Origin of the sequence: Acetobacter sp. A11-2 (genome assembly GCF_040208445.1) — a bacterium.
In the GTDB taxonomy this organism is placed as follows: Bacteria; Pseudomonadota; Alphaproteobacteria; order Acetobacterales; family Acetobacteraceae; genus Acetobacter; species Acetobacter oryzoeni.
In genome coordinates this window covers 461,904-480,916 of the sequence record NZ_CP157843.1, presented here as the reverse complement: position 1 = coordinate 480,916, position 19,013 = coordinate 461,904, and the positions used below count along the sequence as shown (strand labels likewise).

The following is a 19,013-nucleotide window of genomic DNA, read 5'->3' as shown; positions in this document are numbered from 1 at the left end:
CTGACTTTATTTTCCTTCATCATACCACATCTGATTCCTAATAACTGGCACAAGAATATCTCTTACTCCGTAAGCATTCATGTGGTAATGTCCGGATCCACCAGCTGCTTGAGACACTTCATATAGTTCTGCATCTGTACGATCAGGACGATTTCGCCTTCCTCCTCCTTCTACAATACAAGCATTAGCTATACATAAGTTATACAAAATAATTTCAGTCTCTCCTTCTGTTTGAATAGAAGGATGAAATACACCGCCAAACCTAATAACAGTCTGATCACAAATATCAGTATATCCAACTCCCATACCAGACAAATCTTGAGGATCCCAATCAGTATCTTTAAAGGCTTGCCACACTGAATATACAACACGGCTACCTTTTAATAATATATTAAAACGAGCGGGAAAAGTAGGTATATCAATATTGGTTTTTATAGGTTCTAACAGAACCCCAGAACCATCACTCCAGCAATATGAAATTTTTCCGTCTTCATTGTTAAGACAAATAGCTAAACGATTAACATGGTCAAGTCTATCTTGCTCTTTGCTCAAATCAATAGAAATAAAAGATACTTTATTTTTGCATTCAAATGAAACAGAAAAATCCGTGCATTTGTTTGTACTTAACCCATTTTCCAATGAAATTATTGGGAAATAAAATTTTGAATATATATAATTATTTTTAAATAAAAGAATTTTTGGAAGTTTTTCTTTACCCTGAATATCCATTTTTGTTAGCACCACCTCACATGGGTCAAAACCATCACGCCTAATACTTTGCCAACGGTAGAAATCTAAATACCCCAACCCATAGTACTGCGCATATGAGCGTAACCATCTTGCAACACTATCTAAACCATCCAAATAAGACATTGTTGTGTAATTATTAACATCCGATGCCAATGAAGGTAAATGAGATATCCCTAATATAATAGATGGTTCTTTGGAAGAGTTTTTTAAATATGAAATAAAATCATACACTGCGTTTGGTTGAAAATTTCCTACATCATTGCCTGTGCTGTTAATAAGTACAAGGTCTGGTTCTAAATCACGAATAGCTTGTTTCCAAGATACACCTTTCTTGGGATTAATCCAAGGAGGTGGATTAGTAGTATTGCTAGCCATATCATTCCAATTACGAGCACCAAGCGCTGCATTAACAAAGCGTAGTTTCACTCCTGGATTTTGTTGCTGTAAAGTTTCTATCCATGCATAAGCAGCGTTTTCTGTAGGCGCCACCATATCGCTGGCTACCGCAAAAATACTATCTCCCACAACAACTACTGTTGCTTCTCCTTTACGGCATGCCTTGTGGAAACATCGTAAATGAAATGGTTTAATGGTAGAGGGAAACATTTCTGGACCAGAAAGATGATCTGGATGTACGGCACGACGAAATGCATTTCGAATTTTTCCATCACCAATGAGAATAATATGATTAGCGCGAGAAAGAGCAAATTCACCGTCATCTATAAGCTCACTTCCTGCAGAGACCCGAAGTGTTTTTCTATTATACTTTTGGAATATACTATCTGCTTTTTCTAATACCTGACGATCATTTTCCACTGATATTCCAGTAAAACCAAAATCTTGCACAGTTAAAAAATCATATATTCGTTCACGCAACATAGAATAATTGTCTTTTACAGTGATATCTTCACCTGATTCTTTTTTGGAAAACATATTTGCAATTTCCTTATTATATCGCAACAATACAAACATATATTTAGATTCAATATTAACGCAAACTCACTGAAACAAGAAATTTTTCTCTATGCTAATTTTTATTTTCCAAATGCTCAAAAAAAACACTACGATTTCGAATTACAGTTTAAATATATAAAAATTCATATTATATTTCAATATCCCTCTACTCCTTTATAAAAGTAAAGAAAAATAATATAATTCTCTCCGCTCAACATAAATATACAAAAATCTCGTGACAATTGGAGGCCTTTCAAAACCTCTTTTTTGTCGGCTGATTAAGTAGAATAGATGCAGGATGGCTACGATACTTAGGACCGTTGCTGATGAGATTAGGGAGTGTTAGGTATCTGCTATGCTAGACGAGCAACCCAGATCAGGCGATCGTCAATGTCGAAAAATTCCGGCCGCTTCATAGCCAATTCCCATCATCAGACATCAACAAATGGAATCATATACGCTCACTCAAACCAAAAGGCCTTTAAAGATGTCCAGACCATCGTGAAATGCTTAGCCGCCCTCGTAGCGGTTATGCACGACAATCTGCGTGGTTGCGAACGAGCATGAGAAAACCATCAATGTTGTTTTGGTACCAAGACAGGCTTACGAACTGTCATTGGCGTCGACGCGGAAATCTCACAGAAGGGTTGTACATCGGGTTAGGTTATGAAAAAGTCTGTTTTACGTAAAAGAAATTTTCGTAAGCTATAAGAAAACCCGATGCAGACAGAGTGTAGCGCAGGCGCGTATGAGTTTCCAGCCTCCTGTGGACGGCGTGTTGTGGCCCGTTTTGACGGGGGTCGCATGAGTTCGGATGGGGGCGTCATTCTGGTGAAGCAGGCTGATGACATTCTGGGTCTCAGTCGCCGCTTTGCTGCCTGTTTTCGCGATGAACGGCATCCCGGCTTTGTGGAATACCGGGTTGAAGACCTTGTCCGTCAGCGGATCATGGGCCTGGCACTGGGCTATGAAGATCTCAATGATCACGATGCCCTGCGGCATGACCTGATCTTTGGTCTGGCCTCGGGCCGTCTGTCAGGAGGCCGGGCAAACTGCGCAGCATTGGCTGGCAAATCTACACTGAACCGGTTGGAGCGCAGTGGGCACAAGGCAGATCGTTACTGCCGCATCATTGCTGATCATGAGGCCCTGGCTACCCTGTTCGTCACGCTCTTCCTTGACCAGCATGAGCACGCACCCGCCCGGATCGTTCTGGATGTGGATGCCACCGATGACCGTATCCATGGCCATCAGGAAGGCCGCGCCTTTCATGGATATTACGGCCATAACTGCTATCTTCCCCTGTATGTCTTCTGCGGGGACCATCTCCTCAGCGCTACCCTGCGCACGGCAGACAGGGACCCGGGGAAGGAAGCACTGGCAGACATCCGCCGGATCGTGGAGCAGATCAGGAGCCGTTGGCCCCGGGTGCGTATCCTGGTGCGTGGGGACAGCGGTTTCGCCCGGGATAGTCTGATGACATGGTGCGAAGACAACCACGTTGACTTCCTGTTCGGGCTTGCAGGCAACACCCGCCTGTATGACCGGATTGCCTCTTTGTCCGCTGAGGTGCGTGACGAAGCCGCCACGACAGGCAGAGCTGCGCGCGGTTTCGCCTCCTTTGACTGGATCACAAAGGACAGCTGGACGCGCCGCAGGCGGGTCGTGGCCAAGGCCGAATGGCGCCACGGCAACCGCTATCATCGCTTTATTGTCACCACGCTACCGCAGGGAATGTCCGACCCCCGCCATCTCTACGAACAGATTTACTGCGCACGCGGGGATATGGAAAACCGCATCAAGGAATGCCAGATGGATCTGTTCTCAGACAGGACCTCGTCCCACACCATCCGGGCCAACCAGCTCCGGCTGTGGTTCTCGGCCGCAGCCTATGTCCTGCTGACCGCTCTGCAAAGACTGGCCCTTGGCCAGACCAGCCTGGAGACGGCGACCTGTGGCACCATACGCGCACGACTGCTCAAAATCGCAACAGTCGTAAAGGTCAGCGTCCGTCGGATTGTCCTGTCCATGCCGGACATGTTCCCCTGTCAGCATGAATTCGCCCTCGCTCATGCACGATTGCGAAGGCTCCGGCAGGCCATCTGAAGAAACAGACAGTGCACAGACCACATAGCTTCCACCAACACTGCCTTCTCAGGCCGTGACACCCTCACTGCGTTCAGAACCCGCTGCCAGAAGCAGAATATCGTCAATATTCCAGATCGGGCTCCTGTGGGATGACTGAATTCTACAAAATAACCCGAAATTGCCTCAAGTGTGAGAAATCAGCGTCGAGACATGCTCGACGCGGATTTCTTCTGTGGTTACCGTCCGTTATGCAAGAGTTTTCTGACCAATATTGACGTGTGATCGTGTGCGGTCTTCTGTAAGGCCTGTTGATGTGGCCTTTCAGAAGCCACTGGCCGGTATGGTGATCAGCGGATCAGATCCAAATCTCACAGGCGTGCTTTAAAGCACAGAGAAATCCACTGGTTTTTCCGATCCGGATCAAACGATCATGCGCCCATTCAGGTCATCGCCCTCTCACACCCCTACCGGTTCCATCCGCGGGAGCCGAGCCATCGCTCAGGCTGCCAGGGACAGGGCCGGATCCCGATAATCCTCCTGTTTTGTTGCCATGGCCCAGATGGCTCGTGCCATCCTGTTGGCCAGCGCAATGGCTACCAGCATACGGGGCTTGCGGGCCAGCATCCGTGCCAGCCAGCTTCCCGGTGCAGGGGCCTTACGGCTGGCCCAGTTCACCTGGGTCATGGCGCCCATGATGAGAAGCCTGCGGATATCAGCCTGCCCGGCTTTTGATATCTTCCCCAGCCTTTCCTTTCCGCCAGATGAGAACTGACGGGGCACCAGCCCCAGCCACGCAGCAAAGTCGCGCCCGCGCCGGAAGCTCTGCAGGTCAGGCGCAAAAGCTTCAATCGCAAGAGCGGTCAGAGGACCCACTCCAGGCATGCTCTGCAATCTGCAGGTGTTTTCACTTTCCTGGGCAAGCATCCTGATCTTCTTTGTTCTGACATCAATCCGCACACTCTGCTCCGAAATCTGTCGCAGCAGATCAAGGCATTCCTGCTTCACAGCCTCTGGCAGAACCGCCTCATCCAGCATGGCTTCAATGTGTCTGATATGCGCAATCCCCTGTGGCACGACGAGACCGAATTCATACAGAACGGCACGCAGGGCATTCACCAGTTCCGTGCGCTGGTGCACCAGACGCTGCCGGGCCCGGAAAAGAACGCCACGCGCCTGCTGCGCTTCAGTGCGTGGTTCGACAAAGCGCATTTCCGGCTGCCGGGCCGCAATGACGATCGCTTCCGCATCAGCAGCATCGTTCTTCTGGCGCTTCACGAAAGGCTTCACATACTGCGGAGCGATCAGTCTGACCTCGTGACCAGCTCCTGCCAGTTCGCGAGCCCAGTAATGCGCGCTCCCGCACGCTTCAAGAACGACCAGAGCAGGCGGCTGCGTGGCCATGAACTGCATAAACTGCTGACGACGCAGCTTTTTGCGAAACATCACCTCGCCCGCACGCGAAGCTCCATGAACCTGGAAAATGTTCTTTGCCAGATCAACGCCTATCACTGTATCCTTCATCTGCCGTCCTTTCGCGCAGTCGTTTCTTCCAACGACCATTCTGGCACATTGCGATGCCGTGCGGGGAGGACGGCAACCACCCCATCTCACACTTGAGGCAATTTCGGGTCATTTTGTAGAATTCAGTCATCCCACAGGAGCCCGATCTGGAATATTGACGATATTCTGCTTCTGGCGGCGGGTTCTGAACGCAGTGAGGGTGTCACGGCCTGAGAAGGCAGTGTTGGTGGAAGCTATGTGGTCTGTGCACTGTCTGTTTCTTCAGATGGCCTGCCGGAGCCTTCGCAATCGTGCATGAGCGAGGGCGAATTCATGCTGACAGGGGAACATGTCCGGCATGGACAGGACAATCCGACGGACGCTGAGCGTTACACGTGTCGCGATTTTGAGCAGCCGTGCGCGTATGGTGCCACAGGTCGCCGTCTCCAGGCTGGTCTGGCCAAGGGCCAGTCTTTGCAGAGCGGTCAGCAGGACATAGGCTGCGGCCGAGAACCACAGCCGGAGCTGGTTGGCCCGGATGGTGTGGGACGAGGTCCTGTCTGAGAACAGATCCATCTGGCATTCCTTGATGCGGTTTTCCATATCCCCGCGTGCGCAGTAAATCTGTTCGTAGAGATGGCGGGGGTCGGACATTCCCTGCGGTAGGGTGGTGACAATGAAGCGATGATAGCGGTTGCCGTGGCGCCATTCGGCCTTGGCCACGACCCGCCTGCGGCGCGTCCAGCTGTCCTTTGTGATCCAGTCAAAGGAGGCGAAACCGCGCGCCGCTCTGCCTGTCGTGGCGGCTTCGTCACGAACCTCAGCGGACAAAGAGGCAATCCGGTCATACAGGCGGGTGTTGCCTGCAAGCCCGAACAGGAAGTCAACGTGGTTGTCTTCGCACCATGTCATCAGACTGTCCCGGGCGAAACCGCTGTCCCCACGCACCAGGATACGCACCCGAGGCCAACGGCTCCTGATCTGCTCCACGATCCGGCGGATGTCTGCCAGTGCTTCCTTCCCCGGGTCCCTGTCTGCCGTGCGCAGGGTAGCGCTGAGGAGATGGTCCCCGCAGAAGACATACAGGGGAAGATAGCAGTTATGGCCGTAATATCCATGAAAGGCGCGGCCTTCCTGATGGCCATGGATACGGTCATCGGTGGCATCCACATCCAGAACGATCCGGGCGGGTGCGTGCTCATGCTGGTCAAGGAAGAGCGTGACGAACAGGGTAGCCAGGGCCTCATGATCAGCAATGATCCGACAGTAACGATCTGCCTTGTGCCCACTGCGCTCCAACCGGTTCAGTGTAGATTTGCCAGCCAATGCTGCGCAGTTTGCCCGGCCTCCTGACAGACGACCCGAGGCCAGACCAAAGATCAGGTCATGCCGCAGGGCATCGTGATCATTGAGATCTTCATAGCCCAGTGCCAGGCCCATGATCCGCTGACGGACAAGGTCTTCAACCCGGTATTCCACAAAGCCGGGATGCCGCTTATCGCGAAAACAGGCAGCAAAGCGGCGGCTGAGCCCCAGAATGTCATCAGCCTGCTTCACCAGAATGACGCCCCCATCCGAACTCATGCGACCCCCGTCAAAACGGGCCACAACACGCCGTCCACAGGAGGCTGGAAACTCATACGCGCCTGCGCTACACTCTGTCTGCATCGGGTTTTCTTGATGATTATGGAAATTTCTTTTCTACAAAACAGACTTTTTCATAATCTAACCCGATGTACAACCCTTCTGTGAGATTTCCGCGTCGACGATCTTCCCGGAACTCCCCTTTGGATGGCCGCAGACAAGATTATGCGCCGAATGCTTTTCGAGAACGTATCTTGGGCACGGAATCAAGGCCCGCCATTCTTGCTAAACGACGCGATGTGCCTGTGACATGGCCAAGATGGGCCTATCGGTGTCGGCATCTCGTCGAGAACCTCTGAGCTCGTCTCAAGGAATGGCGTGTTGTCGCAACCCAATATGAGAAGACTGCAATATCTTTCTTTGCAGTCACCCATATTGCGGCTACAGCAGACTAGATCAAGTCCTAACTGAGTCTAATAATACAATAAATAACTCTTAACTAACATCAGTAATCTAATTTTTATGTTCTTAACAATGGAATTCTGTCAAGGACCCGACATTTTATAATACTTACAAACAACCTGCATGTGGTTTATACCCTTGGTATTGTCCTCGCAAAATATAATGTTCGACTTCATTCTCAAATATACCCTGACTAATTTCCAAAGCTGCTAAAGGATAATTTTGCGTATAAAAAGATCTATCTACATAACATGGAAAATCGCCTCTAAAAAACCCCGTCTCCAAGTAAAAATTAACCACCCCTTTATTTCCCCACGTGTTATAAATATTTCTGCATTCATGATAATGTGATATATAAAATTCTGGATCAAACGCTAATAAATAATCTTCAATATTACTACTGCGTCGTTTCATCATACCCCGCAACTGATCATGGCTCACGTGCTGCCAAGCATTCCTTACAGGATCAATATATTCTCTATATCGCTTTACAGGCAGTGCATCATATACTGGGAATAAGAAAAACTCGTACCGAGGATCGTCTAACGGCAACATATTACCATAAAAATGTTGAGCAGGATTCAAAGTGCCTGCAATTGGAAAATAGATTTTTTGAGCATTAGAAAACCACGCTGCAAACCATGAAAAAGTACTGATACACATAACTAAATGTTTAGATTTTCTTAAAAAATCAAAATCCATTTCCATTCCTCTTGATGCAATATATGTTGCATTTGGGAATGTGGATTTAAGTTCTTCCATATATGGAGAATCATCTAATTGACCATAAAATATAAGATGTTTTTTAGTTTTCTGCGCAAGAAATTTATAAAACTCTATTGGGATCATGGGGTAAAGAGTTGAAACCCCCTGCAAAACCTCTCCCCCTCGGATATTAATAACAAGATCATTTTCGCCACCGAATGAAGTATTTTTATCTGAAAAGGGGAAATGCTGATCATAATTAAATAAATATCTATCAGGAAAGTTTTTTATATTTTGACATAGCCCTTCCAAGCTAATAAATGCTGCATCAGTTTGCATCGCCCACTTTGCAAAACCTTTTACGGGAACAATACTATATCGTTTACCACTATTATGAAATCGATCATGAAGGCCTCCCATAGTAGATCCCAAATCAAAGTCTGGACAATGTATATTAAATAAAGGCAAATCAACGTGACTAATACTTGCTGAAGGCAGATATTCTTTTATTTTCAATGCAGTTAAATACATTGCCAATATATTCCCAGGATTTCCTGTTTCGAAAATACGAATTTTGATATCTGACATACATTGCCTCTCATCACTAAAAATTCAGAAATAACCACAAATGATTTATATTATAAACCTATCTTTATACCAACACCTGTTTACATTTTCATCGCTATGACCACCAAGCAGAAATAAGTGTTTTTAAAATTTAAAGTGACCACAAAACTCTATTCTATGAATGACATTTTTTAGGTCACATTGACTAAAGACCTGATTCAGAGTCTTGCAGCGGCGAGATTGAGAAAACTCATGAAAGACAAGGTGGTCTTGTCGTAGCGGATTGCGATATGATGCATCTACTCGAGTCTATTGAACATCCACTCGACGCGGTTGCAATCTTGGTAACGTCATTCATCTATTTTCTGCGGAACGCTGCGGCCTTTGCGTAATGAAATGACCCGCAGGATACCATGTAGCAACAGATCCTAACTGAAATTGTCGCTGTCATACCCCGATCAGTCTGCATGCCCTTGAGATTTGAAACCGGCAGCTCCATCAGAGAACATGTGGCTTTGTAGTCCAAGATATGACCTCATGTGGAAACAAAACCAAAGAGGGGTCCCACACGTACTGCTTAACTCAACAGTCAAACCGGACATACACAGAGTTCCTCTTGCCATTACACTTAATGCATATCTCACTAGAGACATCCAGTGCGCAGAACATGAAGCATGCCATTGCAGAAACATGCGGTTGTTTCTAGCAAATCGAGCCCAACGTTCGCGCTTGGGCTACAAAAGTGGACGAATTACCGCCCATTTTGATCCATCAGATCGCCTCGTGGCATGCCTAATCCATTACGCTGCCTTGCCAAAACAATTCAGTACAACATATCTTACTTTAGATCAATAAACCTTTTGTCAACGCGACAATAAGTAGGAAATCCCAAATAGCCACTTAAGTAGGATAATATCTTGTCTGAAACTTGGTAAACATCCTCTATCAATTAAAGTGCACGTTAATATTACGCTTAATTCAAATCATATTGGTCTCCCCTTTCTTTACTCGCCTTTACCGGGAAAAGGTATTCTACATGTTATGAAAATATGCTAGAAACATAAGAAATATTTTATGTATCTTTAGCGGAGAGTAAAAATGGCAGTTTACGATTGTTTTACATTTTTCAATGAGCTTGAAATCTTGGATATTAGATTTCAACAGCAATATGATTTTATTGATTATTTTGTAATCGTTGAATCTCCCATCACCTTTACAGGAAAAGAAAAGCCACTTTATTTTTATGAAAACAGAGAAAAATTTGCACCATATCTTGATAAGGTTATTCATTTAATTATTGAAGATTTTGAAGATACTTCTGATCCGTTTGTGCGAGAACATCATCAACGCAATGCTATTATTCGTGGTTTAGGTGAAGCCAAGCCTGATGATACAATTATAATTACAGATGTCGATGAGATATTAAGAAAAGAAGCAATAGAAGAAGCCTGCAAGTTTGATGGGTATGTAGAATTAAACATGCCTATGTTTCAATTTTATCTTAACTTAAGACAAGCAGAAAGTGGCTGGAGTGCTCCTTATTCGTTTCGCTTTAAATATTTGCAAGATATTACAAACTTTCAATCGTTATCTTTGGCAAGATGGTCTCGTCATGAAATTATTCCCTTTTTTGATGATGCTGGAAAGTTTTTGCGAATTTATAATTCGGGCTGGCATTTTACTCACTTGGGTGGAATTGAACGTCTGAAAGATAAATTTGCGGCATATTCTCATGCCAATGATCCGTGGCCGATGGCTATGCGAATTGAAGATAATTTAGAAAAGCACATTCTTGTAGGGGGAACAGTAGGAAACTGGTGTGAAAAATCGCAGTTTATACCGATTTCATACCCATATTTTCCTTTGTGTATTAATAACAATCAGATGTTTTACAGAGATATTGGGTTTATTAAAGATATTTATAAGCAAATAGAAGATCTACAAGAGTATATTTTAACAATTAAACGTAGCTATGCACAAGAGTGTGTAGAGAGAGGAAATAATGAATCTAATAGGCTTCTTTATCATTTAACACCATCTGATTATCTGAAACTTGTTGGAGGGTAATATTCCATAAATAGGAAACTCTAAATTGTCATAATTTGACTATTTAAAATTAATATAAATTTATGCAAGAAGGTGATTAGACGCGTTATATAATGCATGTAATCATCTTCTTTCGTTTATTTTAAAACTATATATTAAATACTTTTAAAGACGATATGTTATAGATTATATGTGCAATTTATACTAACAATGCGCAGAAGCCTTGCCATCTTGTCTTTGGGGAAAATTACGAGAAATAATGTTTGTTTTTTCAGGTTTCTGGCTATGTGATTCAAAGCTGTTCTTTACGGAGAACATGAATGTGCAACGATCCGACAGACAAAGAGTGGACGACTCTTGACAATCTGCTGCCACCTGCGGAGGAGAAGCGTCTGTTTCTCAAACGGAATACCTTATTTCCTGCATGTCGGTTGTCTGTGGCGTGATATGCATGAGTGCTACGGCATGTGGAACTTCGTCTATGCCTGGTTTCGCAGCTAGGCTGAACTAGGCATGTGAGATGCCCCGCTGCAAACCCGGGTAGACTTGGGTCGCCCGATAATTGGTAGCATACAGTCGACAGTATTGTGGTTCGTGCCCATTCACAGGCCACAGGTGCAAAAAAGGGGCTCATTCAGAGGTTTTTTCTTGATCACGCGGTTTTACGAGCAAGCCCGCATGCAATCTAGGGCCTGTTAGATCTTGAAATTCTTCTCATATTGTAGGGATAGAAGAAGGAGACAGAACAGGCACCTTTACGGACGAGACAGGGGCGATCTGAAAACATCTGATTGAGGCGGTTCGCCCAAAGGGCAAGACTCCCCATGATCTGCGGCGCATGATAGCAGCGATTTTCATGGCGTCATGAGAATGGTGCGAAATGGCGGAGTATCCCCGCCGAACTGGTTCAGGAATACCACGGAGTAGCACTTGGTATGACTTTTCTGGACATTACGAACATCAGGAGCGGCGGGAACCCCAAAAAAGGGCCTCTTTCAAAGAGCGAGACAATCGTGAAGTACTTGGCCGCTCTCGCGGTGGCTACGGCACAACAGTCTATGTGATCGCTGTGGAAGATGGACAAGCCTTCAGTTTTGCGCTGAACTCCCGGCCAGGCTCATAAACTGCCTCTGCAGTCATGCTCGAGAGCCTTCACGCCATTCCTACGAAACGATACGATGGGCCGGTCATCCGCCCAAAATGGGCCTATCGGTGCCAGTATCTCGTTGAGAATCTCTGAACTTATCCCAAGGAGTGGCGCGCTGTCACAACCAGATACGAAAAAACAGCAACGTCATTCCTTGCGGTCATCCACATCACTGCCGCAGCAGACTGAAGCAAGCCTTAATATCTTTAACCTCCAATTCTGAGAGAACATATTCCCTCAGAATTCCAAACTTATATTATATTAACTATCAATAATATATTTAATACAATAACACTACTTTTCTCCATATATATAAATCTTATCTAAATGGAAGAAATTCCTTCCTGATAATTGTAATTTAACATATCGGGCAAACTTCAAATTTTTAGGAACAAATATTAACGGCGAACCATTAATACCGCCTATTAAATCCTCAGACTGATGACTGTAAACACAATCATAATTCTCTCTATCATGAGAAAAATAAATTTGTAATCCTTGAGCTCGCCTTTGCAGGTCTTGCATGGCATCCAGCGGAAAAACTCTGTTAAAAATGCGAATTTCAGAAATATCCTGCTCTTTGCCTAAATCAACTTCCCACCATGGAGATTCATCATTATTCGTATGGAAACTGTAATTTCCATTTGGATACCCATGTAATGCTTGCATCGCATCTTCTTCTACCGTCTGACAATGTGACCAAGGACTAATAGAACTTTGAGTTGCATTACAGTCAGAACTGATCAATCTCCCTTTAGGAGTAGGACTATGCAGATATTCCAATTTTACGCTTGGTAAGCCGATATATTGCAAATATTCTAATGGCTTTAAATTTCCAAAGTCCTCAAAGGTTTTATCCGTATCCAAATTTGAGAAACAAAGACGCTTACGAATATCCATATATGCATGTTGTAAAGATTTATACGCTTCAAAAATATCCCGAATTAAACCTTTTTTGGTAAGTTCTTTCTGATTTTTTACAATATATTCAGGAAATCTGTTATCTACAGGTACGTAACTTACCAATTCATCAGGTGTCCAAATTTTAATTCCAATATCCAATACCTGCTGCAAACGTTTTTCATCTCGCATCATACTTGGCCAATAATCGTTAGCATGAGAATAAGAATTAATCTTTTCAAGAATAACTTTTATACCACCTATAAATGTAAAATGCCAACCGGATTTATCGATAATCTGATATGGAATATCAGCATCTCGTGTCATTGCCTCCATATGCCAACGAGCGTAATTCATCCCTCCGCCAATTTCAGGACTAACTGAGGTTAGTTTATTAATATATTTATATTGCACAATATATGGAGCGAGCCAATTATCTCCATAAAACATATTTATAAAATATTGATACATATCCATACGCAAATGAGAAACACCATCAAAACGCATGGCTCGTTCAATTGCTTCTTTTTTAGGAATCTCATCTACATCACCAAAAATAATAAGATCATCACTTTCAATAGACTTTAAACCAGTAAGAAGGAATTCTTTTTGATAAAATTCTTTCTTTTCATTTGGAACATTTTCTGGAAATTCATCAATCTCTAAGTAAATAACTTTATCCAAAAAATCATTAAAGAGATGTTTATTGTTTTTGAAAACTTTATCTTTTTTTTGTCCTGTAAATGTATAACCCGCCTCACATATGACAAAATAATCAATAATATTGTATAACTGATTAAACCTTACAGTCAATAAATCAATTTCATTTGAAAATAAGAAACAATCATAAATCTTGACCATTTAACACTCCCCCCTTGCAATAATTAAATATACCAACATATTTCAGTTAATTTTGATTAACTTACACTAAAATTCTTATATTACAAAATATGATTAAAGTCTTCTGAAAAATTTTACACAAGCACTTATTAGTATTTTTCGTTGTATACAACGAAAAATACTAAATTCACGTTTAAATATAAACCCTCCAAATGGACCTAAATAAATAACCTTTCCTCAATTAAAATAATTCATAAAAAATACTTAATTGTCATTTAAATAAAATTAATGTTTCCATAATGTGAATTTTTCATAATTATATCATATTATCATAAACGTGATTTTATTACACAAAGACATCATTTCGAATCAGATATAAATTGCGCAGCGCATATATTCCCATTATAATAAGCTATTAAGTTTTGGGTTTTTCGCTCCCCTTTCAGGAGAAGGCATCAGCATGATCATTCAGAAAATCATGTGCAACGCTAGATTAAGTGTTATCTACACGCTAATAATATCCGTAATTAGTAGTACCAAATGTTTTGCTGAAAATAGCGCTCCTGCAATCGATACCGGCGATACCGCATGGATGTTAACCAGCACAGCCCTTGTGCTGATGATGACAATTCCCGGTCTGGCGCTGTTTTATGCTGGCATGGTACGTAAAAAGAACGTGCTGGCAACACTTATGCAATCCTTTGCCCTGTGCTGCATTATCTCCATTGTCTGGATGGTTGCCGGGTATTCCCTGGCCTTCACCACAGGCTCTCCGTGGATTGGCGGATTGGGCCGTATGTTCCTGAACGGTATCGGTGCCAACATTCATAATGGTGCGGATATCGGCTTTACCCTCGGCGCAGATTCCCCCAACGCCACAACGATGACCATTCCTGAGAGCATCTTCATGATGTTCCAGATGACATTTGCCATCATCACTCCGGCCCTGATCTCGGGTGCCTATGCTGAACGCATGAAGTTCAGCGCCATGTGCGTATTCTCCATCATCTGGTCCCTGATCGTATATGCCCCTATCGCACATTGGGTCTGGAGCCCTATCGGTTGGCTGGGCGGCCTTGGCACAGCAGACTTTGCCGGTGGCACGGTTGTGCATATTAACGCTGGTGTTGCTGGCTTGGTGTGCGCTCTGGTGCTGGGGCGCCGTAAAGGTTACGGGCAGGATGATCTCTCTCCCTTCAACCTGACATATGCCGTTATTGGCGCTTCCCTGCTGTGGGTTGGCTGGTTTGGCTTTAACGCCGGTTCTGCCGTAGGTGCCAATGGGCGCGCAGGTATGGCCATGGCCGCTACCCAGATTGCCGCTGCTGGTGCTGGCGTATCCTGGATGCTGGTTGAATGGCTGCGCTCTGGCAAACCAACTGTGCTGGGTGTTATTTCTGGCGCTGTTGGTGGTCTGGTGGCTATCACACCTGCTGCTGGCTTTGTGCTGCCGGGCAGCGCACTGATTATCGGCCTGATTACAGGCGTTGTCTGCTACTGGGGTGCTACATCCCTGAAGCACATGATGGGCTATGATGACAGTTTGGATGCCTTTGGCGTGCATGGTGTAGGCGGTATTGTTGGTGCACTGCTAACCGGCCTGTTTGCGTATGGCCCGCTTTCTGCAACAGATTCAAACCCCTCCGGCATTACGGGGTCTGTGCATCAGCTTATCGTGCAGACAGAAGCCGTGCTGGTGACCATTGTATGGTGTGCTGTTGTATCCTTCATCATCCTGAAAGTGGTTGATCTGGTTATCGGTCTACGCGTTACACCCGATGAAGAACTGGAAGGTCTGGATATGTCCCTGCATGGGGAACGTATTAACGACTAACCCTTCTCAAACACGTCGGGTTCTACCAGTTATACAAAGCCCTCTCCCGTTTATTCGGGAGGGGGTTTTTGTTTTTCTCATAAAAATATCATCCCCCATTCATTTCGCTGCCACAGTTTGCGATACTATTTACGGGAGTAAAAAAACGGCATCGGGTCGTTTTTTGATTCGCCCCTTTGCATGAGGTTTTATTTTATGAACTTTTCTGCACGCACCGGCTTGGCTGCATTACTGCTTGGTTGCGCAACTGCTCTTGCCGCTCCTAGCGCCCATGCACTGACGGCCAAGGAATGCCACGCAAAATTCAAGGAAGCCAAAGCGGAAAACACGCTTAATGGCCAGACATTTAAAGCATTTAAAGCCGCCAACTGTGATGCCACCACGGCAGAGGCTGCTCCTGCCGCCACCAGCAAACCAGCAGAAACCACACCAGAAGCTGCCAAACCAGCTGCACCTGCTGCTGTAAGTGCTTCTGGCGCTACCTTCCCTTCTGCGGTCGATCCTCAGTATTCCAAGCTGAGTGCTGGTAAAGCCCGCATGAAAACCTGCCTGGATCAGTACCACACCAACAAATCCAGCAATGCCAATGGCAACATGAAATGGATTCAGAAAGGCGGCGGTTATTACAGCGAATGCAACAAGCGCCTAAAAGGCGAATAATCTAACGCTCAGAAGGCAGAAGAAATTATATTCTTCTGCCTTTTGTTTTTTATATTAACGGTGCGCCTGCGGTGCCGGCATGACATACAGCGTATGTGTGCGGTAAGATATCCAGACACGATGCGCAGCAAACCAATCTGATCCCAAAAGCATATCTACGGTATCATGCACGGGAGCAACCGTGAGAACCGGAGATTTTTCCTGTTCCTGCCCAATCTGGAACAGATGAAACTTGTGCCAGTGATAAATCTGCTGGTGCCCATCTACCCCGGTTGTCATTCCCCCCGGATCAGCCGCCAAGGCTTGGCGGGAAACACCAATACGCTCCGCCGCACCTATTGAGACAATGCGTGAGCGTGCCCCACTATCCACCAGCGCCTTAAGCTTTGTACCATCCAACGTAACTTCCGCCACCACCCGCTGGCCTTTTGCCTGCAACGGCACCGCACGATAAATGTAACGCCACCCTTCCGGCCCAGTGCAATCTGCTGAATTGGCAGACCAGAAAGACAGAGTGCCCCCTGCTACGTTAAACTCCACATCATAGCGGGAGAGCAGATCTCCCCCCATAAGGCCCTCCACTTCAGGCTCTGTTTGAGGCACTGCGGGCAATGTATCCACCGGAATGGAAACAGGGCCAAACTCGACATTCTGTGCGCGAAAGGATCTGACAATTGCATTGGGCACAATCCGCCCAATACCCCCGGTGCCCCGCACAACCGTGTGCACACTTTTATCCCGCTGGGCGGCAAAAAGTGAGGCAGCCTCAGGTGAGATAAGGCTCCCCTCCGAACCTGTATCCACAATCATGCTGACAGCATGGCCATTCACGCTAACAGGGATGTTCAGAAAGCCCTGATCATTCCGCAACGCCACGCGTGCTACCAGCTTATGGCATCCATCAGCAGCATAAGCTGCGGAAATACCACCAAGCGATACACTGGCTCCTCCACCCATTATGAGGGCGCACGCAAGTATCGGACGTTTCATGCCAGTTCCCGCGCAAAACGGTCTGTTGCATTCAGCAACGCCGTCAAAATACCGGGCTCAAACAAGGCATGACCTGCGGCATCAATTAAGTGGAAATCGGCTTCCGGCCATGCCTTGTGCAAATCCCACGCTGTGCGTACCGGCGTTGCCATATCGTAGCGCCCCTGCACAATCACTGTAGGAATATGGCGGATCCGCCCGACATCCCGAATAAGCTGACCTTCTTCCAGCCAGCCCCCATGCACAAAGTAATGGTTTTCAATACGGGAGAATGCGAGCGCATAATCAGCTTCATCATGCTGCACTTCCATTTCCGGGCATGGCAGCAAGGTTAATGTGCGCCCTTCCCACAAACTCCAGGCCCGAGCCGCTTCCAGACGAACAGCAAGATCATCAGATGTCAGGCGCTTGCGGTACGCAGCCATCATATCCCCACGCTCTGCGGGTGGAATCGGTGCCAGAAAATCCTCCCACTTATCAGGGAAAAGCCAGGAGGCACCTTCCTGATAGTACCACAGTAATTCGGCCCGCCGCAGGGTGAAGATGCCGCGGAGCATGAGCGCAGTTACACGGTCTGGATGTGTTTCGGCATAAGCCAATGCCAATGTAGAACCCCATGAGCCGCCAAATACGGCCCATTTCTCTACCCCGCACATTTCACGCAGGCGCTCAATATCTGCAACCAGATGCCATGTTGTGTTTGCTTCCAACGAAGCATGAGGCAGCGAACGGCCACACCCACGCTGGTCAAACAGCACAATGCGGTAACGCGCCGGATCAAACAGCCGCCGTTGGGAGGGTGAGCAGCCTCCACCCGGGCCACCGTGTAGGAACACAACCGGCACACCATCCGGGTTGCCGCACTGCTCCCAATAGATCTGATGCCCTTCCCCCGTATCCAGATAACCGTGGGCATAGGGTTCGATTTCGGGCCACGGTGCACGCAACGCCTGTATCATGCCGGTGTGTTCCTTATTTTGCATTCTGACCTCATTGTGCACGCGGATGCGCCCGCGTCCAGACATCCAGCAAGCGGGCCTCATCTGCCAGTGTGTAACGCTGTGTGGTGGAGAGGCTGGCATGGCCCAGCAACTCCTGAATAACACGCAAATCCGCCCCACCTTCCATCAGATGGGTTGCAAAGGAATGGCGTAGCGCGTGGGGTGTTACATAATCTGGCAAGCCAGAAAGATGCCGCCATTCCCGCATGGCTTTCTGGGCTATGGCTGGTTGGAGGCGCTTGCCCCTTATTCCTACAAACAAAGGGGCATCTGGGGTTGGGGCTGGATGGCGTGTGCGCCACGCTTCCAGCGCCTGCTGCACAACGGGCAGCACCGGCACAAGGCGTTCCTTGCCGCCTTTGCCCAATATACGCAGTACATTGCTGCTGCGCATAACATCCAGATCGGCAATATTCAGGTTCAAAGCTTCAGAAATACGCAAACCACACCCATATAAAAGCAGAAACAACGCGGCATTTCGCTGCTGTTCCATGGGTGTTTGCGCCAAATCAGAAATATCTTCCGGGGCTGCCAAAGCCTGATCTTTAGCCAAAGGGCGTGGTAGAGGCTTTTTGGTGCGCGGTGTGCTGAGTAATTGAATGGCCGGGTTTTCTACCCCCTGCCTGCGCGCCAGATATTTGAAGAAAGACCTTACGGCAGAAACACGGCGTGCACGTGTGCGGGTGGCCTGATCTGATGATGTTTTGCGTGCCGTGGGTTTGCTGGCCTCGGCCTGCTCATAAGCCAACCATGCACGAAAATCCCGTAGGCTTATCAAGCCCAAGCCGATCATATCCGGCAGGCCATCCAGATGCGTGGTCATAAACCCTAAAAAACGGGCTAGATCGCCTTGATAGGCCTCAATTGTCAGGGGAGATGCCTGTTTTTCTACAGCCATCCACTCCAGAAATTTCTGAACAGCTTCTTCAGCAGTCATGATCTTCCTCTGTCGGGCAGAAAGCTTGATGCGCTTTTTCTCCCCTGT

At 46.5% G+C, this 19,013-nt stretch carries 12 protein-coding genes; 4 read left to right on the top strand and 8 right to left on the bottom strand.

What is annotated here, in order from left to right; genetic code table 11:
* Window positions 1–6: 6 nt before the first annotated feature.
* Entirely contained in the window at window positions 7–1,683 is a 1,677-nt protein-coding gene (locus tag ABNV41_RS02255; protein WP_349934906.1) for an SGNH/GDSL hydrolase family protein, read from the bottom strand.
* Window positions 1,684–2,424: 741 nt separating this feature from the next.
* Between ABNV41_RS02255 and ABNV41_RS02250 the strand changes: the two genes are divergently transcribed.
* The gene (locus ABNV41_RS02250; protein ID WP_349934794.1) at window positions 2,425–3,810 is read left to right on the top strand and encodes an IS1380-like element IS1380A family transposase; all 1,386 of its coding nucleotides are present in this window, start codon (window positions 2,425–2,427) and stop codon (window positions 3,808–3,810) included.
* Window positions 3,811–4,290: 480 nt separating this feature from the next.
* Here ABNV41_RS02250 and ABNV41_RS02245 read toward each other — a convergent pair whose 3' ends face one another.
* The 3 genes from ABNV41_RS02245 to ABNV41_RS02235 all read right to left on the bottom strand — a co-directional run bounded on the left by ABNV41_RS02245 (window position 4,291) and on the right by ABNV41_RS02235 (window position 8,631).
* On the bottom strand, window positions 4,291–5,313 hold the full coding sequence (locus ABNV41_RS02245) for an IS110 family transposase (RefSeq protein WP_087652277.1): 1,023 nt from the start codon (window positions 5,311–5,313) through the stop codon (window positions 4,291–4,293).
* Between the two features lie 261 nt (window positions 5,314–5,574).
* The gene (locus ABNV41_RS02240) at window positions 5,575–6,960 is read right to left on the bottom strand and encodes an IS1380-like element IS1380A family transposase (protein WP_012812390.1); all 1,386 of its coding nucleotides are present in this window, start codon (window positions 6,958–6,960) and stop codon (window positions 5,575–5,577) included.
* Window positions 6,961–7,446: 486 nt separating this feature from the next.
* Entirely contained in the window at window positions 7,447–8,631 is a 1,185-nt protein-coding gene (locus tag ABNV41_RS02235; RefSeq protein ID WP_349934905.1) for a hypothetical protein, read from the bottom strand.
* 1,077 nt (window positions 8,632–9,708) lie between these two features.
* Between ABNV41_RS02235 and ABNV41_RS02230 the strand changes: the two genes are divergently transcribed.
* Window positions 9,709–10,677 carry a hypothetical protein gene (locus tag ABNV41_RS02230; protein ID WP_349934904.1) on the top strand — a complete coding sequence of 323 codons (969 nt, stop codon included), beginning with the start codon at window positions 9,709–9,711 and terminating at the stop codon, window positions 10,675–10,677.
* Between the two features lie 1,420 nt (window positions 10,678–12,097).
* On the opposite strand, the gene ABNV41_RS02220 is transcribed toward ABNV41_RS02230, so the two are convergent.
* Entirely contained in the window at window positions 12,098–13,564 is a 1,467-nt protein-coding gene (locus ABNV41_RS02220; protein ID WP_349934903.1) for a discoidin domain-containing protein, read from the bottom strand.
* 457 nt (window positions 13,565–14,021) lie between these two features.
* Between ABNV41_RS02220 and ABNV41_RS02215 the strand changes: the two genes are divergently transcribed.
* Together ABNV41_RS02215 and ABNV41_RS02210 are read left to right on the top strand one after the other, a co-directional pair.
* On the top strand, window positions 14,022–15,377 hold the full coding sequence (locus ABNV41_RS02215) for an ammonium transporter (RefSeq protein WP_408871384.1): 1,356 nt from the start codon (window positions 14,022–14,024) through the stop codon (window positions 15,375–15,377).
* A 195-nt stretch (window positions 15,378–15,572) separates the two neighbouring features.
* A complete protein-coding gene (locus ABNV41_RS02210) occupies window positions 15,573–16,037 on the top strand; it encodes a hypothetical protein (protein ID WP_050820235.1) in 465 nt (154 codons plus the stop codon).
* A gap of 54 nt (window positions 16,038–16,091) precedes the next feature.
* On the opposite strand, the gene ABNV41_RS02205 is transcribed toward ABNV41_RS02210, so the two are convergent.
* From ABNV41_RS02205 to ABNV41_RS02195, 3 genes are read right to left on the bottom strand one after another with little or no spacing between them, the layout of a single operon-like run.
* Window positions 16,092–17,027: a retropepsin-like aspartic protease gene (locus tag ABNV41_RS02205; RefSeq protein ID WP_349934901.1), complete on the bottom strand. Its 936-nt coding sequence runs from the start codon at window positions 17,025–17,027 to the stop codon at window positions 16,092–16,094.
* Window positions 17,024–18,010, bottom strand: coding sequence for a prolyl aminopeptidase (gene pip / locus ABNV41_RS02200; protein WP_026019237.1), 987 nt, complete (start codon window positions 18,008–18,010; stop codon window positions 17,024–17,026). The genes ABNV41_RS02205 and pip overlap by 4 nt, the downstream gene beginning before the upstream one ends.
* Window positions 18,011–18,017: 7 nt before the next feature.
* Complete coding sequence (locus tag ABNV41_RS02195; protein WP_087651900.1) at window positions 18,018–18,965, bottom strand: tyrosine recombinase XerC; 948 nt, start codon at window positions 18,963–18,965, stop codon at window positions 18,018–18,020.
* Window positions 18,966–19,013 lie beyond the last annotated feature (48 nt).